The organism is Tsukamurella pseudospumae, from assembly GCF_001575195.1.
GTDB lineage: Bacteria > Actinomycetota > Actinomycetes > Mycobacteriales > Mycobacteriaceae > Tsukamurella > Tsukamurella pseudospumae.
This window is the reverse complement of sequence record NZ_LSRF01000001.1, coordinates 850,507-875,405: the sequence shown is the minus strand read 5'-3', so window position 1 is coordinate 875,405 and position 24,899 is coordinate 850,507. Positions and strand designations below refer to the sequence as shown.

Genomic DNA, 24,899 nt, shown 5'->3' with positions numbered 1-24,899 from the left:
ATCAGTGCGCCGCGGGGGCGCCGCGGAGCCGCTGGACCAGGTGCACGACGGCCACGACCACGGCGCCCACCGCGAGCCCGAACACCGCCGATGCGAGGGTGTTCGCGAGCCAGCCGATCACCCCGCCGACGGCGGCGATCAGGTCTCGCGCCCACACCTCGAAGTGGTGCACCACCGAATACGGCCAGTGCCACCCGAGGTCGTCGAGGCCCACGAGCAGGATGTGCCCGCCCACCCAGCACATCGCGATCACGCCGACCGTCGAGAGGGTGCTCAGCACCACCGGCATGGCCTTGACCAACTGCCGGCCGAGGGCGCTCACGGCGGGCGAGGACCGCTGCGCGAGGGCCAGGCCCACATCGTCCATCTTCACGATGGCCGCGACCACGCCGTACACCAGCGCGGTGATCGCGAGCGCGACCACGACCAGCACCACCGCCTGCTCCCAGAGCACGACGCCGGCGATCTCGTTGTAGGCGATCACCATGATCTCTGCGGAGAGGATGAAGTCGGTGCGGATCGCGCCGCTCACCACGGTGCTCTCGTCCACCGGCCCGTCGGAGCCCGACGGTGCCTCCTCGTGCCCGGAGACCCACTCCCAGACCTTCTCGGCGCCCTCGAAGCAGAGGTAGGCCCCGCCGAGCATGAGGATCGGCGTGAGCAGCCACGGGGCGAACGCGCTGAGCAGCAGGATCGCGGGCAGGATGAAGATCAGCTTGTTGCGGATCGAGCCCTTGGCGATCCGGGCGATGATGCCGAGTTCGCGTTCGGGGCGCACGCCCTGCACGTACCGCGGGGTGACGGCGGTGTCGTCGACGACGACGCCGACGGCCTTCGCGCTCGCCTTGCCGGCGGCAGCGGCGACGTCGTCGACGGACGCCGCGGCCATCCGCGCGAGGGCGGCGATGTCGTCGAGAAGTGCTGCGAGTCCTCCGGCCATGGCGACAGCGTAGCCGCGCGGACGTCCCGCGTTTGCCGGAGTGCCGCCGCACAGCCGCCGGTGTGGGGGAGGATACTGGGTGAGCCGTTACATGGAGACGTCCGAGCCCTTCACACACGGGGCGGAAGACCAAGACATTCGGGAGAAGCAAACACACATGAGTGCGCAGCAGCAGACCATCATCTACACGCTGACCGACGAGGCCCCCCTGCTGGCCACCGCGTCGTTCCTGCCGATCATCCGGGCCTTCGCGGGCCCCGCCGGCATCGACGTGCAGACCAGCGACATCTCGGTCGCGGCTCGCATTCTGGCGACCTTCCCGGAGCGCCTCACCGATGCGCAGAAGGTGCCGGACAATCTGGCGGCGCTGGGTGAGCTGACGCTCGACCCGGCGGCGAACATCATCAAGCTGCCCAACATCAGCGCCTCCGTCCCGCAGCTGCTGGCCGCCATCTCGGAGTTGCAGGACAAGGGCTACGACATCCCGGACCTCCCCTCCGAGCCGAAGACCGACGAGGAGCGCGACATCGCCACGCGCTACTCCACGATCCTCGGCAGCGCCGTGAACCCGGTCCTGCGCCAGGGCAACTCGGATCGCCGTGCTCCGCGCGCGGTCAAGGAGTACGCCCGCAAGAACCCGCACAGCATGGGCGAGTGGTCGATGGCCTCGCGCAGCCACGTCGCGCACATGAAGCACGGCGACTTCTACCACGGCGAGAAGTCCACCACGCTCGACCGCGAGCGCGATCTGCGGATGGAGCTCGTCACCACCGACGGCCAGACCCACGTCCTCAAGAAGAGCGTGCAGCTCGGCGCGGGCGACGTCATGGACTCGATGTTCATGAGCAAGCAGGCGCTGCTGGAGTTCTACGAGGAGCAGATGCAGGACGCCTACGAGACCGGCGTGATGTTCTCGCTGCACGTCAAGGCCACCATGATGAAGGTCTCGCACCCCATCGTGTTCGGTCACGCCGTCAAGGTCTTCTACAAGGACGCGTTCGCCAAGCACCAGGCGCTGTTCGACGAGCTGGGCGTCAACGTCAACAACGGCCTCGGCGACCTGTACGACAAGATCGCCACGCTGCCCGCCAGCAAGCACGAGGAGATCGTCAAGGATCTGCACGCGTGCCACGAGCACCGTCCGGAGCTGGCGATGGTCGACTCCGCGCGCGGCATCTCCAACTTCCACTCGCCGTCCGATGTCATCGTCGACGCGTCGATGCCGGCCATGATCCGCGCCGGCGGCAAGATGTACGGCGCCGACGGCCGCACCAAGGACACCAAGGCCGTGATGCCGGAGTCCACCTTCGCGCGGATCTACCAGGAGATCATCAACTTCTGTAAGACCAACGGCGCGTTCGATCCTCGCACCATGGGCACCGTTCCCAATGTCGGCCTGATGGCGCAGAAGGCCGAGGAGTACGGCTCGCACGACAAGACCTTCGAGGTGCCGGCCGCCGGTACCGCGAACATCGTGGACAACGCGACCGGCGAGGTGCTGCTCACGCAGCAGGTCGAGGCGGGCGACATCTGGCGCATGTGCACCGTCAAGGACGCGCCCATCCGCGACTGGATCAAGTTGGCGGTCAACCGTGCCCGCAACTCCGGGACGCCCGTCCTGTTCTGGCTGGACCCGTACCGCCCGCACGAGAACGAGCTGATCAAGGCCGTCAAGGCGGAGCTGAAGAACTACGACACCAAGGGTCTGGACATCCAGATCATGTCGCAGGTGCGCGCCATGCGCTACACCCTCGAGCGGGCGTCGCGCGGCCTCGACACGATCGCCGCGACCGGCAACATCCTCCGCGACTACCTCACCGACCTGTTCCCGATCCTCGAGCTCGGCACGTCGGCGAAGATGCTCTCGATCGTCCCGCTCATGGCGGGCGGCGGCATGTACGAGACGGGTGCCGGCGGCAGCGCGCCGAAGCACGTCAAGCAGCTCGTCGAGGAGAACCACCTGCGGTGGGACTCGCTGGGCGAGTTCCTCGCGCTCGCAGTGAGCTTCGAGGACATGGGCATCAAGAACGACAACGGCGCGGCCAAGATCCTCGCCACCACGCTGGACGCCGCCACCGGCAAGCTGCTCGAGAACAACAAGGCCCCGTCCCGCAGCACGGGCGAGCTGGACAACCGCGGCAGCCAGTTCTACCTGGCGCTGTACTGGGCGCAGGAGCTGGCCGCGCAGACCGAGGATCCGGCGCTGGCGGCCACCTTCGCGCCTCTGGCCGAGAAGCTCGCCGCCGACGAGTCGGCGATCGTCGAGGAACTGCGCGCGGTCCAGGGGGAGTCGGCCGACATCGGCGGCTACTACCTGCCGGACCCCGAGAAGATGTCGACGGTGATGCGGCCGAGCGCCACCTTCAACGCGGATCTGGCCTCGCTGGACGCCTGACGCACCTCCCGCTGACGGGCATCGTCGACCACGGTCGACGGTGCCCGTTCTGCTATCGCGGGGAGGGCGCCGCGAGCGCGACGAGCATCTGGACGACGGCCTCGAGGTCCTGCTCGGACCGCGCGCCGTCGGGGTCCGACACCTGCTGGAGGATGAGCCCGTCGACGGCGGCCACGAGCACCCGGGCGAGCCGATCGTAGGGAACCGCGCTGCGCTCGTGGGATCGGTCGGCGGCCTCCGTGCACCACTGCTGCACCACTTCAGCGTAGCGCCGGTACTGCATCCGCGCGAGGTCCTCGAGGCCCGGTGTGCGCAGGGCGTGGGTCACGAGCTCGTACTGCAGCACCTGCAGCCCGCGGTGCCCCTCGACCAGCGTGGACCAGAAGTTCCGTAGCCCCTGCGCGATCGCGTGCGCCAGACCGGATTCCGTGTCGGCGGCGCTCCGGAGGACCTCCGAGATGTCGTCCACGACCTGCTCGATCACGGCCTGCAGCAGCCGCTGCTTGCTGGGGAAGACGTGCTGCAGGGTTCCGAGCGGGATGCCGGCCTCGCTCGCGACGGCACGCAGGCTGGTCTTGGCCACCCCGTCTCGGATGAGGACCGCGCGTGCGGCCGCGACGATCTGCGGGCCGCGGACCGCGGATTCGACGTAGGGCATCAGGCCTCCGGCTCTCTCGATTCGCCCTCCAGCAAATCACACCCGATTTTCCCGAAGCCCTCGACACGAGGGTGTGATGGGGCTTACAGTGCATCAAGTAAGTCATACAACTGACTGAGACTGATCGAAGGAGCGGGACATGGCGGATGTGAACGTGATCGTGGTGGGTGCGGGGCTCGCGGGGTTGTCGGCGGCGCGCCGTCTGGTGGCCGCGGGCAAGTCGGTGCGGGTGCTCGAGGCGCGGGACCGCGTCGCGGGCCGCAATCTGGGTGGCTTCCTGAGCAACGGCGTGCCGGTCGAGCTGGGCGGGCAGTGGATCGGGCCCGACCAGAAGGCGGCACTCGAGCTGGTCGCCGAACTGGGCCTCGAGACCTTTCCGTCCTACGACGACGGTGACGCGATCACCTTCGTCGGCGGGCGGGCGATGCGCTACGCCGACGAGACCTACGGTCTCGACGAGGTGTCGCTCACCGAGGTGGGCCGGCTCTGGGAAACCATCGAGACACTCGCCGCCGGTGTCGATCCGGCGCAGCCCTGGGCGGCCGAGGGGGCACAGGAGCTGGACCGGCACAACGTCGACACCTGGGTCACCGCGAACACCGACAACGAGATGGCGCGCGCCTTCTACCGGATCATCGTGCCGGCGGTGTTCTCCGCGGAGACGGCGGAGCTGTCCTTCCTGCACTTCCTCACCTACATCCGCTCGGGCACGAGCCTGGAGATGCTGCTGACCACCCGCAAGGGCGCGCAGGACTCCCGGGTCGTCGGCGGCACGCATCAGATCTCGGAGCGGATGGCCGCGCAGCTGGGCGACGCGGTCCGGCTCGGCGCCGTGGTGCGCACGATCACCCAGGACGCGACCGGCGTCACCGTCGCCTACGAGAACGCCGACGGGAGCCCGGGCGGCGTGCTGACGGCCGACGAGGTGGTCGTGGCGATCCCGCCCACCCTCGCCGGGCGCATCCGCTACCTGCCGGCCCTGCCCTCGGCCCGCGACGGGCTGACCCAGCAGATCCCGGCCGGCGCGGTGATCAAGATCCAGGTCGGCTACGACCGCCCCTTCTGGCGCGAGGACGGCCTCAGCGGCTTCGTCATCAGCCTCGACGACGCCTTCAACGTCGTGCTCGACAACTCCCCGAACGACGCGAGCTGCGGCGTCCTCGTCGGCTTCCTCGAGGGCGCGCACGCTCGCACCGCCGAGCGGCTGTCCGCGGCGGAGCGGCGCGAGCTGGTCCTCGGGGCCCTCGTGAAGTACTTCGGCCCCGAGGCTGCGACGCCCTTCGACTACGTCGAGATGGACTGGTGCGCGGAGGAGTTCACCCGCGGCTGCTACGGCGGACGGCTCGGTTCCGGTGTGTGGACACAGTACGGCCACGCCCTCTCCGCACCGGTCGGCCGGATCCACTGGGCGGGGGCGGAGACGGCGAGCCGCTGGAACGGCTACATGGACGGGGCCATCAGCTCCGGCCGCCGCGCCGCGGACGAGATCCTCGGCGCCCCGGCCTGAGACATCAGATGAACCGGGCCTGCTGACCGTCGACGAAGGCCATGAGCCGCTGGTAGCCGGAGCCCGTGACGCGGACGATCAGGTCCAGGGCCACGGCGTCGGGTCCGATCAGGATGCGTGCCCGGTTCTTCTTCACCCCGTTCAGGATGGTCCGCGCCGCGGAATCGGCGCTGGTCCGGGCGAGGTGCTTGTTGAAGAAGTCCGCGAACGCGGCCTGGTCCTGGCCGTCGGCGACGGTGGCGTTGTTGCAGATGTCGGTCTTGATGCCGCCGGGGTGCACGCAGGACACCCCCACGGCGTGCCCGCTCGAGAGCATCTCGATGCGCAGCGCCTCGGTGAATCCGCGCACGGCGAACTTCGCTGCGTTGTAGGCACTCTGGCCGCCGACACCGAACAGCCCGAAGATCGAGCTGGTGTTCGCGATGTGGCCGTCGCCCGAGGCGATGAGATGCGGCAGGAACGCCTTGCTGCTGTTCACCACGCCCCAGAAGTCCACGTCCATCATGCGGTCGTAGTCCTTGAACGAGGTCTTCTCGACGGACGCGTGGTGCGCGATGCCGGCGTTGTTGAACACCAGGTTGACCACGCCGTAGTGTTCGACGACATCGTCGGCGTACGCGAGGATCTGCTCGCGCTCGCCCACGTTGACCACCTTGGTGTGCACCTCGGCGCCGAGCGCGCGGGCGGCCTCGGCGGTGTTCTCGAGGCCGGCGGCGTCGTAGTCGCACAGCGAGAGCTTCGCGCCCTGGCGGGCCAGCTCGAGCGCCAGCTCGCGGCCCATGCCGGACGCGACGCCGGTGACGACGGCGACCTTGCCGTGGAAGTCCTTCATGTGTCAGTTCTCCTCGTGTTCCATGACCCGCGCGAGGAACTCGGCGGCGTCGTCGGCGGCCGCGTACACGGTGCCGAAGTGGTCGGTGGGGTAGAGCTTGAGGGTGAGCGGCTGCCGGTGACGCGCCAGCGCGGCCGCGAGCGAGAGCCCCGACGCCACGGGCACGTCGATGTCGGTGAGGCCGTGACCCAGGAAGACGGGCCGGTCGTAGCCCTCGACGGGGGTGCCCATGTGCTCGTGCAGGGCGTCGTAGATCCCGGGGATCGAGCGCAGCGGCGCGGTCACCCAGCTGGAGATCCGGGCGCCGCGCACGGCATCCCGCGTGTCGTAGAGGCTCAGGCGCTCGGCGAGGTCCACGACTCGTCGGCCCTCGTCGCTGAGTAGCCCGTCGATGCCCAGGTCCGGCCGGGCGTCGCGGATGCCCGCAAGGATGTACGCGGCGTAGACGGTGGTGAGCGGCGGCAGCGCCACCGGAGGGAACGACGGCCGGAGGAACTGCACGACCCGCTCGATGTTCGCCGGCGTGCCGGTCGCGATCACGCCCCGCAGGTCCAGGTCGTACCCCGCGCCGAACTCGCGGGCGTACCGGGCGCCGTTCATCGCGGCCCCGGCGCCCTGCGACTGGCCGACGAGGGCCCACCGTCGGGACAGGGGGAGCCCCAGCTGCCCTGCGGCCCGGACCGAGTCGATCAGGTTGTGCGCCTCCACTTTCCCGTTCAGGTAGCTCATCAGGCCCGGCGTGCCCATGCCCGCGTAGTCCGTGGCCACGACGGCGTACCCGTGCCGCAGCCAGTGGCCCAGGTAGAACTGCTGTCGCTCGGACTGGGGCTGGGCCGACGGGGTCGCCTCGTCGCACAGCCCGACGGTGCCGTGCGCCCACGCGACGACGGGCCAGCCGCCGGCCGGGGCGTCGCCCTCGGGCAGGAACAGCGCGGCCGTGCTGACGGCGTCCGGCCCGTACTGGTTGGCCGTCGCGTACAGGAAGCGGTACGCCTGTGCGGCGTCGTCGAGGCCGAGGGCGGGCGCGAGCGGCACCCGGTCGATCGGGGAACCGGCCGCCGGCGCGGGCCCGGTGTACTCGCGGGCGTCGAGGCCGGACCAGTCCGGCGGGCCGATGGGCGTGATCGGGTCGGGCGACGCGAGACCCCGCAGCAGCCCGGCAGCGCGATTCGACAGCGCGCGCGGGAGCGCGGTCAGCGAGGTGATCGGCACCACGCCAACCTAACAGTCCGGCCGGATCACAGCGCGGGGCGACGCTTCGGGATCGCGAGTGAACACACCACCGCCACCACGCACACCGCGAGACTGATGAGGATCGTCGCCTCGTAGGCCCCCGCGGACGGCGTCCGGACCGGACCTGCGGAGGTCGCGGTGACCACGGTCGCGCCCGTCAGCACCATCCCGACCACGGCGGTCGCCATCGACGTGCCCACCGAACGCATGAGGGCGTTGACGCCGTTCGCCTCCCCGGTCTGGGACACGGGGACCACGGACATGATGAGCGCCGGCATCGCGGAATAGGCGATGCCGAGGCCGGCCCCGACCAGGGCGCTCGCTGCGAGGATCCAGACCCAGGTGATGCTCCACGGCCCGGCGAGGCCGATCAAGAGGACGAGGTAGCCGCCGCCGATCACGACCGCGCCGACGGCCAGCGAGACCCGGGCACCGCGCCGGTCGGTGATCCACGAGCTGACATAGGAGAACGCGAACATCACCAGGCCGCTCGGCATGAGCACGAGACTCGCCGGCACCATGTCCAGGCCGAGTCCCGCGGGCGACTGTTCGGGCGCCATGAGCAGCTGGATCGGCATCATCTGCATCGCGTAGAACGCGAATCCGGTCGCGACGGAGGCGATGTTGGTCAGCAGGATCGGCCGGCTGACCAGGGTGTGCACGTTGATGAGGGCGTTCGGGACGCGGAGCTCGTAACGCCACCAGGCGATCGCCGACACCACGAACGCGGCGAACAGGCCGAGCGTCCACGGGTCGGTCCAGCCCCAGTCGGAGGCCTTCGACAGCGGCAGGAGGACGAAGGAGAGCACGGCCGTGAGGCCCACGGTGCCGACGAGGTCGAATCGCCCGCCGGACTCGTACGGACCCTCGGGGACGAGTCGGAGGATCGCGGCAGCGCACGCGACGGCGGCGGCCGCGCAGATCCAGAACAGAGCGTGCCAGCTGATGTGTCGCGCGATCGTGGCGGCGAAGGGCAGGCCCAGCGCGCCGCCCACGCCCAGCGACGCACTCATCGCGCCCACCGCCGACCCGAGCTGCCGGGCGGGGACGATGTCGCGCAGGATGCTGATCCCGACGGCGATCGCGCCGATGCCGAGTCCCTGCATCCCGCGCCCCACCAGGAACGGGAGCAGCGCGCTGGAGAGGGCGCACACCGCGGACCCGGCGGCCACGGCCGCCATGTTGCCCAGCAGCACGCGGCGCTTGCCGAACATGTCCCCGAGCCGTCCTGCGATCGGCGTGCCGACGGCGCCGACGAGCAGGGTGATCGTCAGCGTCCACGATGCATTGGTGGGCGTCGTGCTCAGGAGACCCGGCAGCTGCGGGATGAGCGGCACGATGATCGTCTGCATGAGCGCGACGACGATCCCGGCGGCACAGAGCACGGCGATGGCGGCGCGGGAGGCGGGTTGGGACAGGGGAGTGCCTTCGTGATCGGCGGTGGCTGGGTAGTGATCCTACCAATGCGTGGTATGGCCGCGGACTCCTCGCACGGTCAGTGGCGGCGCTCCAGATCGGGGTGTCCCGCGAACCTGGCCGCGGGTCCGGCCAGGGCGCCGCGCAGGTGCAGGAACAGGGCCCGCGCATCGGTGCCGGGCCAGTCCGCGGGCAGTGCCTCGACCGGCAGGCCGGGGTCCCGGTAGGGGAGGTCGCGCCACGCGGTCACCAGGCGGAGGTGGTCCGCGAAGGCGTCCGCATCCTGCTCGGGGCCCGACGGTGCCTCCCCGGCCCACCGGTCGCGGACCGTCCGGAACTCGGTGAGGAAGCCGCGGTACTCGTCGGCGATCGCGTCGAGGTCCCACCACTGCTCCGCCTCGGTGCGGAGCCGTTCGACGGACGGCGGGTGCAGGTCGAACCACTCGACGTATCCGTCCAGGGCGAGCAGGGCCAGCCTCGCCCGCGCCTCGTCGCCGATGCCGGACGGGGCGATGTACACGCTGGCCCCGACGACCCCGAACCCCATCTCGCTCAGGGTCTTCTTGAGCAACACACGGCGGGCGCGTTGTGATTCGGGCACCGAGAAGACGGCGAGCGACCACGGGGCGGTGGGGTCGTACGGGTGGTCGCCGAAGATGCGGGTGTCGCCCGCTTCGAAGGCGGCGGTGCGCAGGCCCGCAAGTCGGTAGTACCCGGGTGTCCCGGCGTCGAGCAGGCCGCGGGACTTCATCCGGGAGACGCTCGAGCGCACCGACTGCTCGTCGGGTCCCGCGGTGCCGATCAGGGCGATGATCTGCGAGATCGGCAGGGGTTCGGTGCCGCGGCCGTACAGCCCGAACAACGAGACGATGAGGTCGCGGACCAGCGGCTGCGAGCGAACTGCGTCCGTCATCGGCCTGCGGCTCCCTTCGTCGGCGGGCGGTGCGGCGAACCGTACCGGCTCTGCAGGAGGCTACTCCCGCGCGCCGGACCCGATCTCCGCGATGCCCGAGATCTCGATCATCGCCTCGGGCTGCCACAGCTCGCTGATCCCGATCCCGGCCATGGCGGGGTAGTGATCGCCGGCGAGCTCGCGCCAGATCCGGCCGATCTCCCTGCCGTTGCGCTGGTAGTCCTGGACATCGGTGAGGTAGATCGTCACCGACACCAGGTCGTCGGGCGTGCCACCCGCTTCGGCCACCGTGGCGAGCACGTTGGAGAAGGCGCGCCGGAACTGCTCGACGATGCCGCCCGGAACGATCCTGCCCTCGGCGTCCATGGCGGTCTGCCCCCCGAGGTGCAGGGTGTCGCCCACGCGGGTGCCGTGGGCGAAGCCGCGGGGAACGGCGAGCTGTGGCGGGTTGACGGTGACCTTGGCGGGCATGGGGATTCCTCTCGGACGGTGGCGGATCGGTGCTGTGCAGGGTCTGGTCCGACCGTGTGATCCGTGCTACATTCAGCCTATCTGACGGACGTCAGAAAGGCTACATAGAACTTTCGGAGGCCCTCTCGTGAGGCTCGCAACCCATCAGCTCGACGGCCGAACCGTCGCGACCGCCGACAGCGGATCCGGTCCGCGGTGCACCGGCGCGGCGAGCGTCGACGATCTGCTGCGCCAGGCGGATTGGCGCGACACGGCCCGCCGGGCGGCGGAGCAGGGGGAGCCCGTGCCGGAGTCGGCCGGCATCGTCGCGCCGATCCGCACGCCCGCCAAGGTCCTGTGTTGCGGCCTGAACTTCCGTGCGCACATCGAGGAGATGGGCCGCGGAGTGCCCGCTGTTCCCACCTTCTTCGCCAAGTGGGCCGACACGCTGACCGGCCCTGCCGCGGATCTCGACCTCGAACCCGGAGACACCGCGCAGTTGGACTGGGAGGCCGAACTCGCCGTGGTGGTCGGCGCGGACCTGCGTCGCGCGTCGGTGGCGGAGTGCGCCGACGCGATCGCCGGCTACACCGTGAGCAACGACCTCTCGCTCCGCGACCGGCAGTGGGCCACCACCCAGTGGTTGTCCGGGAAGGCGTGGGACGCGACCACTCCCGTGGGCCCCGTCGTGGTGACCGCGGATGCCTTCGACCCCGCCGAGCACACGGTCACCTGCCGGGTCGACGGCGAGACGGTGCAGCACGCCCCGCTCGACGACCTGCTCTTCCCGCCCGCCGAACTGCTGCACCACGCCTCGATGTTCACCCGGCTGCGCCCCGGTGATCTCGTGCTCACCGGCACTCCCGCCGGTGTCGGCGCGGGCCGAGACCCGCAGCGCTTCCTCGCCGACGGCCAGGTTCTCGAGACCGAGGTCTCGGGGATCGGGCTCCTGCGCAACACCATCCGTATCCGATCCTGACCACATCAACCATCACCAGGAAGGCGAACCCATGTCCCCTTCGACGTCCTCAGCGACCCCGAACCCCGCCGAGCTCCCCACCGGCGATGTCCCTGTGATCACCCGCCACGGCGAGGAGAGCACCGACACCGCGCAGTCCGGCGACTGCGTCCGCGTCTCCGGCGTCAGCATCCAGCACACCCCCGCCACGAAGCTCTGGTACGGACAGGTGCGCAACAAGCCCGGCTACCGCTCCCTCCCGCACCACCACGGCGAGGCGGAGACCGGCGGCTTCGTGCTCTCCGGTCACGGTCGTATCTACTACGGCGAGAACTACTCCCAGTACACCGACATGACCGAGGGTGATTGGGTCTTCGTGCCGCCGTACATGCCGCACGTCGAAGCCAACATGTCCGTCACCGAGGACCTGGTGTGGCTCACCTGCCGCACCCCGGAGAACATCGTCGTCAACCTCGACGAGGTCGACGACGCCGCCCTCGAGGGGTACCGCCGCGCATGAGCACCGTGAACGGATTCGACACCAACGTCGCCGACTCCACCCGCTTCCTCGACGCCGTTCGCCTGACCGAGCAGGACGACGCGCCCGACGGACACCGCGTCTTCACCGCGACGACCCAGTACGTCCCGTGGCCCAAGGCCTACGGCGGTGACATGGTCGCCCAGGCGGTCGCTGCGGCGTGCGCCACCGTCCCGGACAAGGCGGTGCACTCCGCGCACAGCTACTTCCTGCGTCCCGCCGAGATCGGCGGTGACGTCCGGTACGAGGTCGAGATCCTGCGCGACGGACGGGGATACGCCACCCGGCACGTCCGCGGACTGCAGGGCGGCAAGGTGATCTACACCTGCTACGCGTCCTTCGCCACGGCCGCGGACGGTGCGGAGATCCCGGGTGCGCCGCTGCTCGGCGCGGCCGCGGCCGAGGGCCTCGTCGGGGTACCGGATCCCGAGAGCCTCCCCGCTTCCGCAGAGGCGTTGGCCGGCCGCGACGGTGCCGACGCCGACTACTGGTCGCACGGGCGCAGTTTCGAGATGCGGCACGTGCCGGACCCGATCTACCTGCCCGGTGATCGCGAGCGCCTGCCGCGACAGGCGGTGTGGATCAAGGCCTTCTCCGACCTGCCCGACGACCGGACCGTGCACGACGTCGCGCTCGCGTACTGCTGCGACTACACGATCCTCGAGCCCTCGCTGCGGGCGCTGGGCGCCTCCTGGTCCGACGACGGGCTGCGCACCGCCAGCCTCGATCACGCCATGTGGTTCCATCGCCCGGCCCGCCTCGACGACTGGGTGCTCTACTCCCAGGAATCGATCAACGTCGGATCCTCCCGCGGCCTCAACACCGGCCGCTTCCACGACCGGAAGGGCACCCACCTGGCCACCGTGTGCCAGGAGGGCCTGCTCGCGCAGTGACGGAGGGAACGCGATGACGACGACACCGTCGGCGAGCGCGCACGAGGACACCTTCGCGCGTGACCACCTTCCGCCGCGAGAGCAGTGGCCGACACTCGAATTCAGCCTGCCGGAGCTGCAGTACCCCGTCCGGCTCAACGCCGCCGTCGCCCTGATCGACGAGGGTGCGCAGCGGTACGGCGACCGGCCCGCGATCCGCACGCCGGACGGGCTGCTGTGGACCTACGCGGACCTGCGCCTGCAGTCCGACCGCATCGCACAGGTGCTCGTCGACGACCTCGGCGTCCGCCCGGGCAACCGGGTGCTGCTGCGCGAGGGCAACACGCCGTGGCTCGTCGCCGCGTGGCTCGGTGCGCTCAAGGCCGGCGCCGTGCTCGTGACGACGATGCCGATGCTCCGCCCCGCCGAGCTGGAGGACCTGATCGAGCGCACCGGGCCCACCGTCTGCCTGAGCGGCGCCGCGGTGGCAGCCGATCTCGCGGAGGCCCTGGAGCGCAACGGCTCCGGCGCCGGGCTCGTGCTCATCGGGGGCGACGGTGTCGACCGCCTCGAGGCGCGCGCTGCGCGGCACGACGGCGTCTTCACCCCCGTCGAGACGGCGGCCGACGACGTGGCCCTGCTCTGTCCGACCTCGGGTAGTACGGGGCGGCCCAAGATCACCATGCACTTCCACCGCGACGTGCTCGCCAACGCCGATACCTTCGCGCGGCACGTCCTGGCGCCGAGCCCTGACGACGTGTTCGCCGGCTCGCCGCCGCTCGCCTTCACCTTCGGCCTCGGCGGGCTCGTGGTCTTCCCCCTGCGGTTCGGGGCCTCGACGGTGCTCACGGAGCGGGCGACACCGCTGCAGCTGGCCGAGGTCGTCGCCACGCACGGCGTGACGGTGCTGTTCACGGCCCCGACCGCGTACCGCGCGATCATCCGGGGCGGCGGGGCGGAGCTGCTGCGCGGCGTGCGGGTCGGCGTGTCCGCCGGCGAGGACCTGCCCGAGGAGACCTTCGACCTGGTCCGCGAGGAATGCGGTATCGAGCTCGTCAACGGCATCGGGTGCACCGAGCTGCTGCACGTCTTCCTCTCGACCGCGCCCGGGCGCACCGTCGCCGGCGTGCTCGGTACGCCCGTCCCGGGCTACCGCGCCACGGTCCTCGGCCCGGACGGTGCGGAGGTCGGCGCCGGGACCGCCGGACGGCTCGCCGTCATCGGCCCCACCGGCTGCCGATACCTCGACGACGACCGACAGCTCGGCTACGTCGTGACCGGGTGGAACGTCACCGGCGACACCGTCGTCCGCGACCCCGACGGGGCCTTCCGCTTCCAGGCTCGGTCCGATTCGATGATCGTCTCGTCCGGGTACAACATCGGCGGCCCCGAGGTCGAGGCCGCGATCTGTGCCGACGGTGCCGTGGTGGAGGCCGCCGTCGTCGGCCGGCCCGACCCCGAGCGCGGCGCCGTGGTCTGTGCCTTCGTAGTGCTCCGCGTTGGCACTGATGCGGGCCCCGAGATGGTGCGCCGCATTCAGGACGGAGTCAAGGCCCGCCTCGCTCCCTACAAGTATCCGCGCGATGTCCGGTTCGTGGATGCGCTGCCGCGCAACCCGTCGGGCAAACTCCAGCACTTCCGACTCCGCGAACAACTGGCCCGCGAGGCCGCGGCCGCCGTCCGCGGCTGACCGACGCCCCACTCAGCACGAAGGATGACCATCATGAAGATCGCAGTGATCGGCGGCGGCCCCGGCGGCCTCTACTTCTCCGCCCTGATGAAGCAGCTCGACCCCCGACACGAGGTCACCGTCTTCGAGCGCAACCGGGCGGAGGACACGTTCGGGTTCGGCGTCGTCTTCTCGGACGAGACCCTCGGCGGTATCGAGAACGCCGACCCGGTGATCTACGGGCAGATGGAGTCCCACTTCGCCCGCTGGACCGACATCGACGTGCACTACCGCGGCCGCCGCAACACCGTCGGCGGCCAGGGGTTCGCCGCGATGAACCGGCACGACCTGCTCGCGCTGCTGCAGCGCCGGTGCCTCGACCTCGGCGTGGACGTGCGGTTCGCCACGTCCGCCCCGGACGTCGAGGAACTGATGGCGACCCACGACCTGGTCCTCGCCGCCGACGGGCTGAACTCTGCGGCCCGCAACCGCTTCGCCGAGGGCTTCGAACCCGACCTGGACCGGCGCCGCTGCAAGTACATGTGGCTGGGCACCGACAAGGTCTTCGAGGCGTTCACCTTCATCGTGGAGGACACCGAGTGGGGGGTCATGCAGATCCACGGATACCCCTACTCGGACCAGGGCAGTACCTTCATCGTCGAGATGGCCGAGGACGTGTGGCGGCGCGCCGGGTTCGACGCCACGGAGGGCCGGGCCTTCCGGCCCGGCGAGAACGACGACGCCGCCATCGCCCGGATCGCGGAGATCTTCGCGCCGTACCTGGGCGGGAGCACCGTTCTGGCGAACAACTCGCAGTGGATCACCTTCACCACCGTCCGCAACACAAGCTGGGTGCACCGGAACCTGGTGCTGCTCGGCGACGCCGCGCACACCGCGCACTTCTCCATCGGTTCGGGCACGAAACTCGCGATGGAGGACGCACTCTCGCTCGCCGCGTGCCTGCACGAGAACGGAGACCTCGGGACCGCGCTCAAGGTCTACGAGGAGGAGCGGCGCCCCGTCGTCGAGTCCACGCAGCGCGCGGCGCAGGCCTCGCTCGAATGGTTCGAGACCATCGGTACGTACCGCGAGCAGGACCAGGTGCAGTTCACCTTCAATCTGCTCACCCGCAGCCGCCGCATCACGTTCGACAACCTGCGCCTGCGCGACGCGGACTTCGCCGACCGCGTCCTGCGCTCCTTCAGCGCCGACACCGAGGCCGGCCCGGAGACCCCGGCCATGTTCCACCCCGTCACGATCGGCGGCCTGCGCCTGAGGAACCGGATCGTGGTCTCGCCCATGGACATGTACTCCGCCGTCGACGGCGTGCCGAACGACTTCCACCTCATGCACCTGGGTTCGAAGGCGCTCGGCGGCGCCGGGCTGGTGATGACCGAGATGGTGTGCGTCTCCGACGAGGGCAGGATCACCCCCGGCTGCACCGGGATGTACACCGACGAGCAGTACGAGGGATGGCGCCGCGTCGTGGACGCCGTGCACGCGGTCTCCGGCGCGAGGATCGGCCTGCAGATCGGACATTCGGGCCGCAAGGGCTCCACCAAGCTGATGTGGGAGGGCATCGACGACCCGCTCGACGAGGGCAACTGGGAGGTCATGGCACCGTCGGCGTTGCCCTACGGCCCGAACAGCCCCGTGCCCCGGGAGATGAGCCGCGCCGACATGGACCGCGTGGTCGGAGAGTTCGCCGCCGCCACCCGGCGGGGCGCGGACGCCGGCTTCGACCTGCTCGAGTTCCACGCCGGTCACGGCTACCTGATCTCCTCCTTCCTCTCGCCGATCTCCAACACCCGCACCGACGAGTACGGCGGGAGTGTCGAGAACCGGCTGCGGTTCCCGCTCGAGGTCTTCGACGCCGTCCACGCCGCGTGGCCCGCCGATCGTCCGGTGTCCGTGCGGCTCTCCGCGACCGACTGGATCCCGGACGGCAACGACATCGACGACGCGCTGCAGATCGCCCGCGCCTTCTGCGAGCACGGCGTCGACCTGATCGACGTCTCCACCGGCCAGATCGCCAAGCACGAGCGGCCCGCGTTCGGCCGCAGCTATCAGACGCCGTACGCGGACCGGATCCGCAACGAGGTCGCCGGACCCGCCGGGGTGACGGTGATCGCCGTCGGTGCGATCTCCTCCTACGACGACGTCAACTCGATCCTGCTCGCCGGGCGTGCCGACCTGTGCGCATTGGGCCGTGCTCATCTCTACGACCCGCAGTGGACGCTGCACGCCGCAGCGGACCAGGAGTACGCCGGCCCGGGAGCGGAGTGGCCGGATCAGTTCCGGGCGGGCAACCGCAAGCCGCCGAGCGCCCGTACCGACGCCGTGCGCCCGCGCCTCGCGCTGTTGCGTGAAGACGAGCAGGGCCTGCCCGCGCACGTCCGGTGGACGCCTGGATCAGCCGTGCACTGACCACCACCGACACGGTGAAGGGGCGCCACCGGATCGGTGGCGCCCCTCTTCGTGGTGCGGTGCGTGACTGTGTCAGCCCTCGACGAGTGCGAACACGCGGGCGGGGGAGCCGGTGCCGCCGACGATGGGCAGCGGAGAGACCACGATCACGGCGCCCCGCGGCGGCAGCTGCGCCAGGTTCCGCAGACTCGTCAGGCCGTACTTGTCGGCGCCGAGCAGGAAGTTGTGCGCGGGGAAGGGCGGTTCGAGCGCAGCCGCGTTCCCCGCGTCGATGCCGACCGTCTCGACGCCGAAGCCGGAGATCGGGACCTGTTCCGCGAGCCAGCGCGCGCAGGCCGCGGTGATGCCCGGCGTGTGTGAGCCCTTCTCGTCGAGCCCCAGGAAGCGCTCCCGGTCGCCGCCGTACTGGTCCCAGCCAGTTCGCAGCAGCAGCCACGCGCCCTCCGGGACGGAGCCGTGCTCCGCGATCCACCCCTCGACATCGGCCACGTCGAGCAGCCAATCGGGATCGGCGGCGGCGCGCTCGGCGAAGTCCATCACGCACGCCGGACCGACGAGCCGGGCCGCCGGCAACCGGCTCACGTCCGCGCCGTCGCGGCCCGTGATCCAGTGGCAGGGAGCGTCCACGTGCGTGCCGATGTGCTCGCCCGTGTGGATGTTGTTGTGCTGCCATGCGGGAGCGGTCGGCTCGAAGGCGGCGACGCGCTCCAGGCTGAAGTCGATGAGGTTGACGAAGGGCTCCGGCAGTCGGAGAGTCGGGGTGTCCGCGGACAACGGCGTGGTCAGGTCGATGACGCGGACGTCTCCAGAGGCCAGGGCGGTGGCGAGTTCGGTGAGCATGACGCCGACCGTAGGACGTGCGGTGGCACCCGGCTATCCAGATCGCGACGACGGTCTGTCCCGATCGGCGCGGGCTGTGCTCCGCACCCTTCAGCGGGGACGCGCCCGGCGCTAGCGTGATGGCATCACACGGCCCGTGATGCGAGCGGAAGGCGGGTGGGCTCATGGCTGAGCGCTCCTTTGCGAAAGAGGTCCTCAAACTGCGGCAGGAGCCGGGTACCCGGTTCGAGGGGGAGGGCATCCTGGCGGTGACGAAGGCCCTCCTCCAGTCGGGCGTCGCGTACGTCGGCGGCTATCAGGGCGCACCGATCAGTCACCTGATGGACGTCCTCGGCGACGCTCGCGAGATCCTCGACGAGTACGGCGTGTACTTCGAGAACAGCGCCTCGGAGGCGACGGCCGCTGCGATGCTGGCGGCCTCGGTGCACTACCCGCTCCGCGGCGCGATCACCTTCAAGTCGACGGTGGGCACCAACGTCGCCTCCGACGCGCTCGCGAACCTCTCCAGCGGCGGCGTGACGGGTGGCGCCCTCATCATCGTGGGCGAGGACTACGGCGAGGGCAGCTCGATCATGCAGGAGCGCTCCCACGCCTTCGCGATGAAATCGCAGATGTGGCTGCTGGATCCACGGCCCGACCACACCGCGATCGTCGACGCCGTCGAGCACGGGTTCGCCCTGTCGGAGGCGTCGAACACCCCGGTGATGCTCGAGCTGCGGCTGCGCTCGTGCCACCTGCACGGCACCTTCACCACCCGCGAGAACCGCCGACCGCAGATGACGGTGCAGGAGGCGATGGAGAACCCCCAGCGCGACGTGAGCCGTGTCGTGCTGCCGCCCGCGAGCTTCCTGCACGAGCAGGAGAAGATCGCCCACCGCTGGCCCGCGGCCGTGGAGTACATCCGCGAGAATCGGCTCAACGAGACCTTCGGGCCCGCCGACGGCCGGATCGGCCTCATCGTGCAGGGCGGCCTGTACAACACACTCAACCGCGCGCTCGAGCTGCTCGGCTGCTCGGACGCCTTCGGCGACACCGCCGTCCCGCTGTACGTGATGAACGTGACCTACCCCGTGATCGACGAGGAGATCGTCGAGTTCTGCGCCGACAAGGACGCGGTGCTGCTGCTCGAGGAGGGACAGCCCGACTACATCGAGCAGAACCTCAACGCGATCCTGCGCCGTGCCGGGCTCGACACGGCGCTGCACGGCAAGGACCTGCTGCCGAAAGCGGGGGAGTACACCCCGATCGCGGTGACCGCGGGCGTCGCCGCGTTCCTGGGGCGGTACGCGCCCGACCTGGTCACCGGTGACCCGGCGGTGCTCGCACCGGTCGGGGACCCGCGCAGTCCGTTCACGGAACGGGTCGACGGCCGCGCCGTGCAGCCGCGGCCGCCCGGCCTGTGCACGGGATGCCCGGAGCGGCCCATCTTCTCGGCGCTCAAGCTCGCCGAACGGGAGACCGGCGTCGAGCATCACGTGAGCGCCGACATCGGCTGCCACCTGTTCGCGATCAACGAGCCCTTCAACCTGGGGGCGACCACGATGGGCTACGGCCTCGGCTCGGCCGGCGGTGCCGCGCTGAGCAGCAAGGACGCCGGGCGCCGCGGCATCGCGGTGATGGGCGACGGCGGCTTCTGGCACAACGGCCTCACCTCGGGCGTCGGCAACGCCGTGTTCAACGAGTCCGACCAGCTGCTCGTGGTGGTGGACAACGCCTACGCCGCCGCCACCGGCGGTCAGGACCTGCTCTCCTCCCGCGCGATCCTGCCCGACCGCAGCACCAACAACCCGATCGAGCGGGCGGTGCGCGGGGTCGGCGTGACGTGGGCGAAGACGATGCCCGACACCTTCGATGTGGCGAAGCTGCGCGATGTCTTCATCGACGCCCTCACCAGTACGAAGAAGGGCCCCAAGGTCATCGTCGCGCAGAGCGAGTGCCAGCTCAACAAGCAGCGTCGCGAGAAGCCGGAACGCGCCGCGGCGGTCAAGGCGGGCAAGCGGGTCGTCACGCAGCGGTTCGGCGTGGACGCCGAGACCTGTACGGGCGATCACGCCTGCATGCGGATCTCCGGCTGCCCGTCACTGACCATCGCGCCGAACCCCGATCCCATGCGCACCGATCCCGTCGCACACGTCACCGACACCTGCGTCGGGTGCGGGGTGTGCGGCAACAACGCGCACGCAGCCGCGCTCTGCCCGTCGTTCTACCGCACTGACGTCGTCACCAATCCCACCCGCATCGACCGGCTCCGCGACCGCGTGCGCGGCGCCGTGTCGGAGCGCCTCGGCCGCGGGCTCGAATCCCGCGCCGGCCGCTACGAGTCCACGGAGGCCTTCTGATGAGCTGGACCACCGGGCAGCGGCCCATCACCGTCGCGGTGCTCGCGATGGGCGGCGAGGGCGGCGGCGTCCTCGCCGACTGGATCGTCTCGCTCGGCGAGGACGAGGGCTGGACCGCGCAGAACACCTCCGTCGCCGGCGTCGCGCAGCGCACCGGCGCCACCGTCTACTACGCGGAGCTGTTCCCGCCGGACGTCGCGCACCGCAGCGGGACCGGGCGCGCCCGCGACACCCCGATCCTGTCGCTGATGCCCACGCCCGGCGAGGTGGACGTGCTCATCGCCTCCGAACTGATGGAGGCCGGCCGGGCCGTACAGCGCGGCTTCGTCACCCCCGACCGGACCACCCTCATCACCTCCCTCAACCGGGTCTACTCCATTCTCGAGAAGTCCACGCTCGACGACGGCCGGGTCGACTCGGGTGCGCTGCTCGACGGTGCCGTCGCCGCGGCGAAGACCCTCATCGCCGGTGATTTCGCCACCCTCGCTCGGGACAACGGCAGCGTCATCAGCGCCTCCCTGTTCGGCGCCCTCGCCGGCAGCGGCGCCCTGCCCTTCCCCCGTGCGGACTTCGAGGAGGCGATCCGCCGCGGCGGGAAGGGCGTGGAGACCTCGCTGGCCGCGTTCGCCGCGGGGTACGAGCGTGCGCGGGAGAGCCTGGCCGAGTCGGACGGTGCGCCGTCCGTCGCGCCGCGCCCGGCGAGCACCCCGGTGCCACTCACCCTGCAGGTTCGGCGACCCAAGACACCGGAGGAGCTCAAGGCCGAGCGCGAGGAGGAACGGAACGAGATCGCCGTCCGGACACCGGAATCACTGGTGGGTCCTGCGCTCGCCGACCGCGCCCGACGCGTCGCCCGCTCCTTCCCCCGCGCGGCCGCCTCGATGCTGCTGCACGGTCTCGAGCGCACCGCCGTCTACCAGGACCTCGCGTACGCCGACCGCTACCTCGATCGGGTGGCTCGGATCAGCGCGCTGGACGCCGACCACGAGGGCGCGGCCCGTCTGACCGTCGAGGCGGCCCGGCACATCGCGCTCTGGATGAGCTACCAGGACACGGTGCACGTCGCGCTGCAGAAGGTCCGGGGGCGGCGCATGGACCGGGTGCGGTCGGAGGTGCGGCCCGACGACGAGCAGGTGATGCGGGTGCACGAGTACCTGCACCCGCAGGTCGACGAGATCACGGACACCCTACCCACCGCGCTCGGCCGGGCGCTGGAACACAACCGTGCCTTCGCCAAGGCGGTCGACACGGTGTGCCACCGCGGCTTCGTCATCAACACCACCTCGGTGTGGGGTTACGCCACGCTGTCCACCCTCGCCCGGATGCGTCCGCTGCGCACGCGGTCGCTGCGCTTCGGCCGCGAGCAGGTGTTCATCGACACCTGGCTCGACACGGTGACCTCGGTCGGCCGTACCGATCCGGCGCTCGCGACCGAGGTGGTCGTCGCCGCGCGGGTCCTCAAGGGCTACGGGCGGACCCACGCCCACGGCGTCGACAGCTTCGGCCTCCTGATGGAGGGGCTCGAGCTGGTCCGGGGGCGGCCCGACGCCGCCGACCGGATGCGTCGCCTGGTGGACGCCGCTGTCGCGGACGAGGACGGCGGCGCGCTCGGCACCGCCCTCGCGGCCCTGCGCGGTGCCGCCGCCTGACGGCACCGTCGGAACACGAGAAAGGGGGCGAACCGGAATCCGGTTCGCTCCCTTTCGTGGTGGAGATCCTCGTCGAGCGTTCAGCGGCCGAGCAACCGGCGGACGCGGGTGAGCGGGCCGTCGTCGCGGCGGATCAGCTCCTGCGCCACGAGGTGCCCGGAGCCTCCGCCGAGGCCGGGCCCCGGATGGGTGGCCGCGCCGATGTGCCACACACCGTCGACCGCGGTGCGGTGGCGAGCCGTGAGCGGCCCGGGGCGCCAGAAGATGTTCTGGTCGAGCTCCGCGGAGCCGCAGTACGGATCGCCCTGCACCGCGTTCGGATTCGCGGCGGCCAGTTCGACGGGGCTGATCGCCTTCACCGCGAGGATCGCATTGCGCGTGCCGGGCGCGGCTTCCTCGACGAGGTCCAGAACGCGGTCCACGTAGCCGGCGATCAGCTCGTCGGTCCAACCGCCTGTCACGTCGAGCAGGTTCGCCGCGTCGCCGACCGGGGCGAACGGGACCTCCTGCAGCTGCAGCCACAGCATGCCCTTGCCGTCGGGCACCCGGCTCGGGTCGATGAGCGCCTGCTGGCCCACCACCACCGTCGGGCGGGCCGGCAACAGTCCGGCCTCGGCCTGCGCGCAGGCCACTCCCACCGAATCCGAGCCCGCGGTGAGGTGGACCAGCGGCGCACCGTCGAGGGCGTCGTCGGACCACTGCAGTGGCTCGTCGAGCGCGACGTGGATCTGCATCGCGGCCCGCCCGTACTGGTATCCGCGCGCCTCGGCGCGCACCGCCCCGGACACGGCGGACTCCGGCAGCAGATCGCAGTAGAGGGCCGTCGGCGTGACGGAAGCGAGGACGGACTGCCGGGCGTCGACGCGCCGACCGTCGACCTGCACGCCGGTGGCCCGGCCGGACTCGACCAGGATCCGTTCCACCCGGGCGCCGGTCATGACCCGCACCCCGCGCTCGGCGAGCAACGACTCGAAGGCCGCGAGGAAGGCCCGCTGCCCGCCGACGGCCACGGGCAGGCCCGCACCGTGCATCGTCGCTGCGAACACCGGGATCATCAGCCCGCCCGACGCGCTGTCCGGGGACAGGCCCGCGTGCAGCAGCCACGGCACCCACAGCTGATCGACCTCGGGGCCCTCGAAGGTCCTTCGGCCCCAGCGGCGCCCGCTCGCGGCGGCGTCGCGGACCCAGCCCTCCGTACGGCCGAGGCCGCGGCGCAACATCGCTGCCGCATGCCCGAGCACCCCCGGGGTGCGGGTCTCGTTGCCCAGCAACCCGCCGATCACGTCCAGGTCCCCGCCGATCCGGTCCAGCATCGCGAGGTAGGCGGCACCGTCGGCGTCCGAGAACTGTTCGACGGTACGCGCCGGGTCCCGGTGCGCGACCACCGCGCGGCGGTCGCCCGAAACGGATCCGGTGACGACGTCGTCGGCGTTCGCGTACTCCAGCCCGTGCCGGTGCAGGTCCGCGCCGAGCGCCGCGTACGCGCCACCGGTGACGAACAGCGGGTGCCACGAGGAGTAGGTGTCGTGCAGGAAGCCCGGCAGGGTGAGCTCGTCGCTCGCGAGGAAGCCGCCGAGCCGGTCGGACTGCTCGATCAGGCACACCGACCGGCCGGAGCCCGCGAGCTCGGCCGCGGCGACGAGGCCGTTGATCCCGGACCCGATGACCACGACATCGGCCGTCACGCGGCGCGCCTCGGGCTCGCCCCGGACCGCGCGACCGACGTGGCGGCGCGGGGACGACGGGCGAGCAGGCGCCTGGTCACCCAGCGGTAGTCCGCGGGCTTCGGCGGAAGGAGCCACTCGCGCACTCGCTGGCGGCGGGGGAGCGTCAGGCCCATCTCCTCGATGATCTCGTCGATGTTGTGCATGGAGAACGGGATCAGGTTGGTGCCGCGGGCGTGGTGCCCCTCGGTGCGGCCGCGCATCCATGCGAGCCTGGCCGAGACCTGTTCGCGCCGTTCGGGAACCGGCGGCAGATGTGCCGCGCCGTCCAGCACGTGCGCGACGTACAGCGAGGCCATCTCCGCCGACAACGGCGAGAAGAACGACGAGTTGTAGCCGACGAAGGCCAGGCCGGGAACCTCGTGCGGAAGGATGAAGCGGTACAGCTCGAAATCGCCGTTCGCGTCCGTGAGCCGGGCCTGGACGTCGGCGTCGAGGAAGGGCACGTCCTGCCGCCACCCGGTGGCGGCGATGACGACCTCGGCGGGCACCGTCGAGCCGTCCGACAGGCGCGCTGCCGGCTTGCCGTCCGCCACCACGAGCTCGGCGATCTCGGTGTCGCGGCGCACCGCGAGGCTCCCGTCCTGCACGGCCTCGAAGAAGCCCTCGCTCACCAGGGAGACGGTGCTGCGGGCGATCCGCTCGAAGTCGCCGTCCGGGACCAGCCCGTGTTCCTTCAGCTTGAGCTGCTTGGTCGCGACCGATTGCAGGCTCGCGAGCATGCTGTTCCGCACTGGCTTGCCCGCACCGTGCAGGAAGGCCTCGACACCCTGCAGGCGCTGGTACTCGAAGAGTGCCTCGCCGAGACGGGTGAGCATGAGGAACTTGTAGTTGACGACGCCCGCGAGACGGCGGGGCATCTTCCACAGGAGCTTGCGCGCGATCACGGTCGCGCTCGCCGTCACCGGCGCGATGGCGGACGCGACATCGCAAGCCGACTTGCCGTATCCCACCACCAGCACGTCGCGGCCGGCGACCTCGTCGAGGGAGTGCACGTCGCCGGGTGCGCAGATCCGTCCGCCCGCGGCCTCGAAGGCCTCGCGGCCCGGCCACGCGGGGATGGACGGCGCCGAGAAGATCCCGTTGGCGCCCACGAGGTAGTCGTATTCCTCGGTGCTCACGCCCTGCGGGCCCTCGGCCGTCACCGACCAGGTGACCGGTCGCAGTGCCGGATTCGCCGTCACATCGCCCGACGGTGCCGCGGCGGGCTCGGCCAGCTCCGCGGAGATGACGGTGGTGGACGTCCGGAATCGGTCCCGCAGCCCGAACCGGTCCACGTAGGTCTCGAGGTACTCCTGGACCTGGGCGCCCTCGAGCCACTGCGGGTACTGACCCGGCATCGTCAGGTCCGAGAGGCAGTAGGTGCCCTTGTTGTTCTGGGTGCGCAGGCCCGGGTAACGGCGGGACGCGCTCCAGACGCCGCCGATGTCCGGGGCCTTCTCGTAGACGGTGACCTCGTGCCCGAACTGGGTGAGGACCTTGGCGGCGGAGACCCCGGCGAAACCGGCTCCGATCACGGCGATACGCATGGCTGTGTTC

At 70.8% G+C, this 24,899-nt stretch carries 19 protein-coding genes; 9 read left to right on the top strand and 10 right to left on the bottom strand.

Features of this window, described 5'->3' with window-relative positions; genetic code table 11:
* Position 1 precedes the first annotated feature (1 nt).
* Complete coding sequence (locus tag AXK60_RS04095; protein WP_068569742.1) at positions 2 to 940, bottom strand: DUF808 domain-containing protein; 939 nt, start codon at positions 938 to 940, stop codon at positions 2 to 4.
* A 157-nt stretch (positions 941 to 1,097) separates the two neighbouring features.
* On the opposite strand from AXK60_RS04095, the gene AXK60_RS04090 reads away from it, so the two are divergent.
* Positions 1,098 to 3,335 carry an NADP-dependent isocitrate dehydrogenase gene (locus AXK60_RS04090; protein WP_068569741.1) on the top strand — a complete coding sequence of 746 codons (2,238 nt, stop codon included), beginning with the start codon at positions 1,098 to 1,100 and terminating at the stop codon, positions 3,333 to 3,335.
* A 52-nt stretch (positions 3,336 to 3,387) separates the two neighbouring features.
* On the opposite strand, the gene AXK60_RS04085 is transcribed toward AXK60_RS04090, so the two are convergent.
* Complete coding sequence (locus tag AXK60_RS04085) at positions 3,388 to 3,993, bottom strand: TetR/AcrR family transcriptional regulator (protein WP_068569740.1); 606 nt, start codon at positions 3,991 to 3,993, stop codon at positions 3,388 to 3,390.
* Between the two features lie 139 nt (positions 3,994 to 4,132).
* Here AXK60_RS04085 and AXK60_RS04080 point away from each other — a divergent pair, with 139 nt between their 5' ends.
* A complete protein-coding gene (locus AXK60_RS04080) occupies positions 4,133 to 5,500 on the top strand; it encodes a flavin monoamine oxidase family protein (protein WP_068569739.1) in 1,368 nt (455 codons plus the stop codon).
* A gap of 4 nt (positions 5,501 to 5,504) precedes the next feature.
* Here the strand turns inward: AXK60_RS04080 and AXK60_RS04075 are convergent, their stop codons facing one another.
* The 5 genes from AXK60_RS04075 to AXK60_RS04055 all read right to left on the bottom strand — a co-directional run bounded on the left by AXK60_RS04075 (position 5,505) and on the right by AXK60_RS04055 (position 10,365).
* Positions 5,505 to 6,332: an SDR family NAD(P)-dependent oxidoreductase gene (locus AXK60_RS04075; protein WP_068569738.1), complete on the bottom strand. Its 828-nt coding sequence runs from the start codon at positions 6,330 to 6,332 to the stop codon at positions 5,505 to 5,507.
* Between the two features lie 3 nt (positions 6,333 to 6,335).
* The gene (locus AXK60_RS04070) at positions 6,336 to 7,538 is read right to left on the bottom strand and encodes a lipase family protein (protein WP_414929973.1); all 1,203 of its coding nucleotides are present in this window, start codon (positions 7,536 to 7,538) and stop codon (positions 6,336 to 6,338) included.
* Between the two features lie 32 nt (positions 7,539 to 7,570).
* Entirely contained in the window at positions 7,571 to 8,983 is a 1,413-nt protein-coding gene (locus tag AXK60_RS04065; protein WP_068569736.1) for an MFS transporter, read from the bottom strand.
* 77 nt (positions 8,984 to 9,060) lie between these two features.
* Positions 9,061 to 9,894 (bottom strand): PaaX family transcriptional regulator, encoded by an 834-nt coding sequence (locus AXK60_RS04060; RefSeq protein WP_068569735.1) that lies wholly within the window; start codon positions 9,892 to 9,894, stop codon positions 9,061 to 9,063.
* A gap of 60 nt (positions 9,895 to 9,954) precedes the next feature.
* Positions 9,955 to 10,365 (bottom strand): RidA family protein, encoded by a 411-nt coding sequence (locus AXK60_RS04055; protein WP_068569734.1) that lies wholly within the window; start codon positions 10,363 to 10,365, stop codon positions 9,955 to 9,957.
* A gap of 127 nt (positions 10,366 to 10,492) precedes the next feature.
* On the opposite strand from AXK60_RS04055, the gene AXK60_RS04050 reads away from it, so the two are divergent.
* The 5 genes from AXK60_RS04050 to AXK60_RS04030 are packed head-to-tail and all read left to right on the top strand — an operon-like array spanning position 10,493 to position 16,808.
* Positions 10,493 to 11,323, top strand: a complete 831-nt coding sequence (locus tag AXK60_RS04050; protein ID WP_068569733.1) for a fumarylacetoacetate hydrolase family protein — start codon at positions 10,493 to 10,495, stop codon at positions 11,321 to 11,323.
* Between the two features lie 31 nt (positions 11,324 to 11,354).
* Positions 11,355 to 11,822, top strand: coding sequence for a cupin domain-containing protein (locus tag AXK60_RS04045; RefSeq protein WP_068569732.1), 468 nt, complete (start codon positions 11,355 to 11,357; stop codon positions 11,820 to 11,822).
* Positions 11,819 to 12,733: an acyl-CoA thioesterase gene (locus AXK60_RS04040; protein ID WP_068569731.1), complete on the top strand. Its 915-nt coding sequence runs from the start codon at positions 11,819 to 11,821 to the stop codon at positions 12,731 to 12,733. The genes AXK60_RS04045 and AXK60_RS04040 overlap by 4 nt, the downstream gene beginning before the upstream one ends.
* Before the next feature lie 13 nt (positions 12,734 to 12,746).
* Entirely contained in the window at positions 12,747 to 14,402 is a 1,656-nt protein-coding gene (locus tag AXK60_RS04035) for an AMP-binding protein (RefSeq protein WP_068569729.1), read from the top strand.
* A gap of 33 nt (positions 14,403 to 14,435) precedes the next feature.
* Entirely contained in the window at positions 14,436 to 16,808 is a 2,373-nt protein-coding gene (locus AXK60_RS04030; RefSeq protein WP_068569950.1) for a bifunctional salicylyl-CoA 5-hydroxylase/oxidoreductase, read from the top strand.
* Positions 16,809 to 16,880: 72 nt separating this feature from the next.
* Here AXK60_RS04030 and AXK60_RS04025 read toward each other — a convergent pair whose 3' ends face one another.
* The gene (locus AXK60_RS04025) at positions 16,881 to 17,648 is read right to left on the bottom strand and encodes a cyclase family protein (RefSeq protein ID WP_068569727.1); all 768 of its coding nucleotides are present in this window, start codon (positions 17,646 to 17,648) and stop codon (positions 16,881 to 16,883) included.
* A gap of 164 nt (positions 17,649 to 17,812) precedes the next feature.
* On the opposite strand from AXK60_RS04025, the gene AXK60_RS04020 reads away from it, so the two are divergent.
* Positions 17,813 to 19,987, top strand: a complete 2,175-nt coding sequence (locus tag AXK60_RS04020) for a thiamine pyrophosphate-dependent enzyme (RefSeq protein WP_068569725.1) — start codon at positions 17,813 to 17,815, stop codon at positions 19,985 to 19,987.
* A complete protein-coding gene (locus AXK60_RS04015; RefSeq protein ID WP_068743200.1) occupies positions 19,987 to 21,636 on the top strand; it encodes an indolepyruvate oxidoreductase subunit beta family protein in 1,650 nt (549 codons plus the stop codon). The genes AXK60_RS04020 and AXK60_RS04015 overlap by 1 nt, the downstream gene beginning before the upstream one ends.
* An 80-nt stretch (positions 21,637 to 21,716) precedes the next feature.
* Here AXK60_RS04015 and AXK60_RS04010 read toward each other — a convergent pair whose 3' ends face one another.
* Together AXK60_RS04010 and AXK60_RS04005 are read right to left on the bottom strand one after the other, a co-directional pair.
* Positions 21,717 to 23,321: a phytoene desaturase family protein gene (locus tag AXK60_RS04010; protein ID WP_068569722.1), complete on the bottom strand. Its 1,605-nt coding sequence runs from the start codon at positions 23,319 to 23,321 to the stop codon at positions 21,717 to 21,719.
* The gene (locus tag AXK60_RS04005) at positions 23,318 to 24,889 is read right to left on the bottom strand and encodes a flavin-containing monooxygenase (protein ID WP_068569721.1); all 1,572 of its coding nucleotides are present in this window, start codon (positions 24,887 to 24,889) and stop codon (positions 23,318 to 23,320) included. The genes AXK60_RS04010 and AXK60_RS04005 overlap by 4 nt, the downstream gene beginning before the upstream one ends.
* Between the last annotated feature and the right edge of the window lie 10 nt (positions 24,890 to 24,899).

Excerpts from the sequence above, each read along its gene's own strand:
- AXK60_RS04075 (WP_068569738.1), bottom strand. The coding sequence starts at position 6,332 with ATGAAGGACTTCCACGGCAAGGTCGCCGTCGTCACCGGCGTCGCGTCC.
- AXK60_RS04040 (WP_068569731.1), top strand. The coding sequence starts at position 11,819 with ATGAGCACCGTGAACGGATTCGACACCAACGTCGCCGACTCCACCCGC.
- AXK60_RS04015 (WP_068743200.1), top strand. The coding sequence starts at position 19,987 with ATGAGCTGGACCACCGGGCAGCGGCCCATCACCGTCGCGGTGCTCGCG.
- AXK60_RS04080 (WP_068569739.1), top strand. The coding sequence starts at position 4,133 with ATGGCGGATGTGAACGTGATCGTGGTGGGTGCGGGGCTCGCGGGGTTG.
- AXK60_RS04030 (WP_068569950.1), top strand. The coding sequence starts at position 14,436 with ATGAAGATCGCAGTGATCGGCGGCGGCCCCGGCGGCCTCTACTTCTCC.
- AXK60_RS04090 (WP_068569741.1), top strand. The coding sequence starts at position 1,098 with ATGAGTGCGCAGCAGCAGACCATCATCTACACGCTGACCGACGAGGCC.
- AXK60_RS04055 (WP_068569734.1), bottom strand. The coding sequence starts at position 10,365 with ATGCCCGCCAAGGTCACCGTCAACCCGCCACAGCTCGCCGTTCCCCGC.
- AXK60_RS04025 (WP_068569727.1), bottom strand. The coding sequence starts at position 17,648 with ATGCTCACCGAACTCGCCACCGCCCTGGCCTCTGGAGACGTCCGCGTC.
- AXK60_RS04095 (WP_068569742.1), bottom strand. The coding sequence starts at position 940 with ATGGCCGGAGGACTCGCAGCACTTCTCGACGACATCGCCGCCCTCGCG.
- AXK60_RS04060 (WP_068569735.1), bottom strand. The coding sequence starts at position 9,894 with ATGACGGACGCAGTTCGCTCGCAGCCGCTGGTCCGCGACCTCATCGTC.
- AXK60_RS04005 (WP_068569721.1), bottom strand. The coding sequence starts at position 24,889 with ATGCGTATCGCCGTGATCGGAGCCGGTTTCGCCGGGGTCTCCGCCGCC.
- AXK60_RS04035 (WP_068569729.1), top strand. The coding sequence starts at position 12,747 with ATGACGACGACACCGTCGGCGAGCGCGCACGAGGACACCTTCGCGCGT.
- AXK60_RS04045 (WP_068569732.1), top strand. The coding sequence starts at position 11,355 with ATGTCCCCTTCGACGTCCTCAGCGACCCCGAACCCCGCCGAGCTCCCC.
- AXK60_RS04085 (WP_068569740.1), bottom strand. The coding sequence starts at position 3,993 with ATGCCCTACGTCGAATCCGCGGTCCGCGGCCCGCAGATCGTCGCGGCC.
- AXK60_RS04020 (WP_068569725.1), top strand. The coding sequence starts at position 17,813 with ATGGCTGAGCGCTCCTTTGCGAAAGAGGTCCTCAAACTGCGGCAGGAG.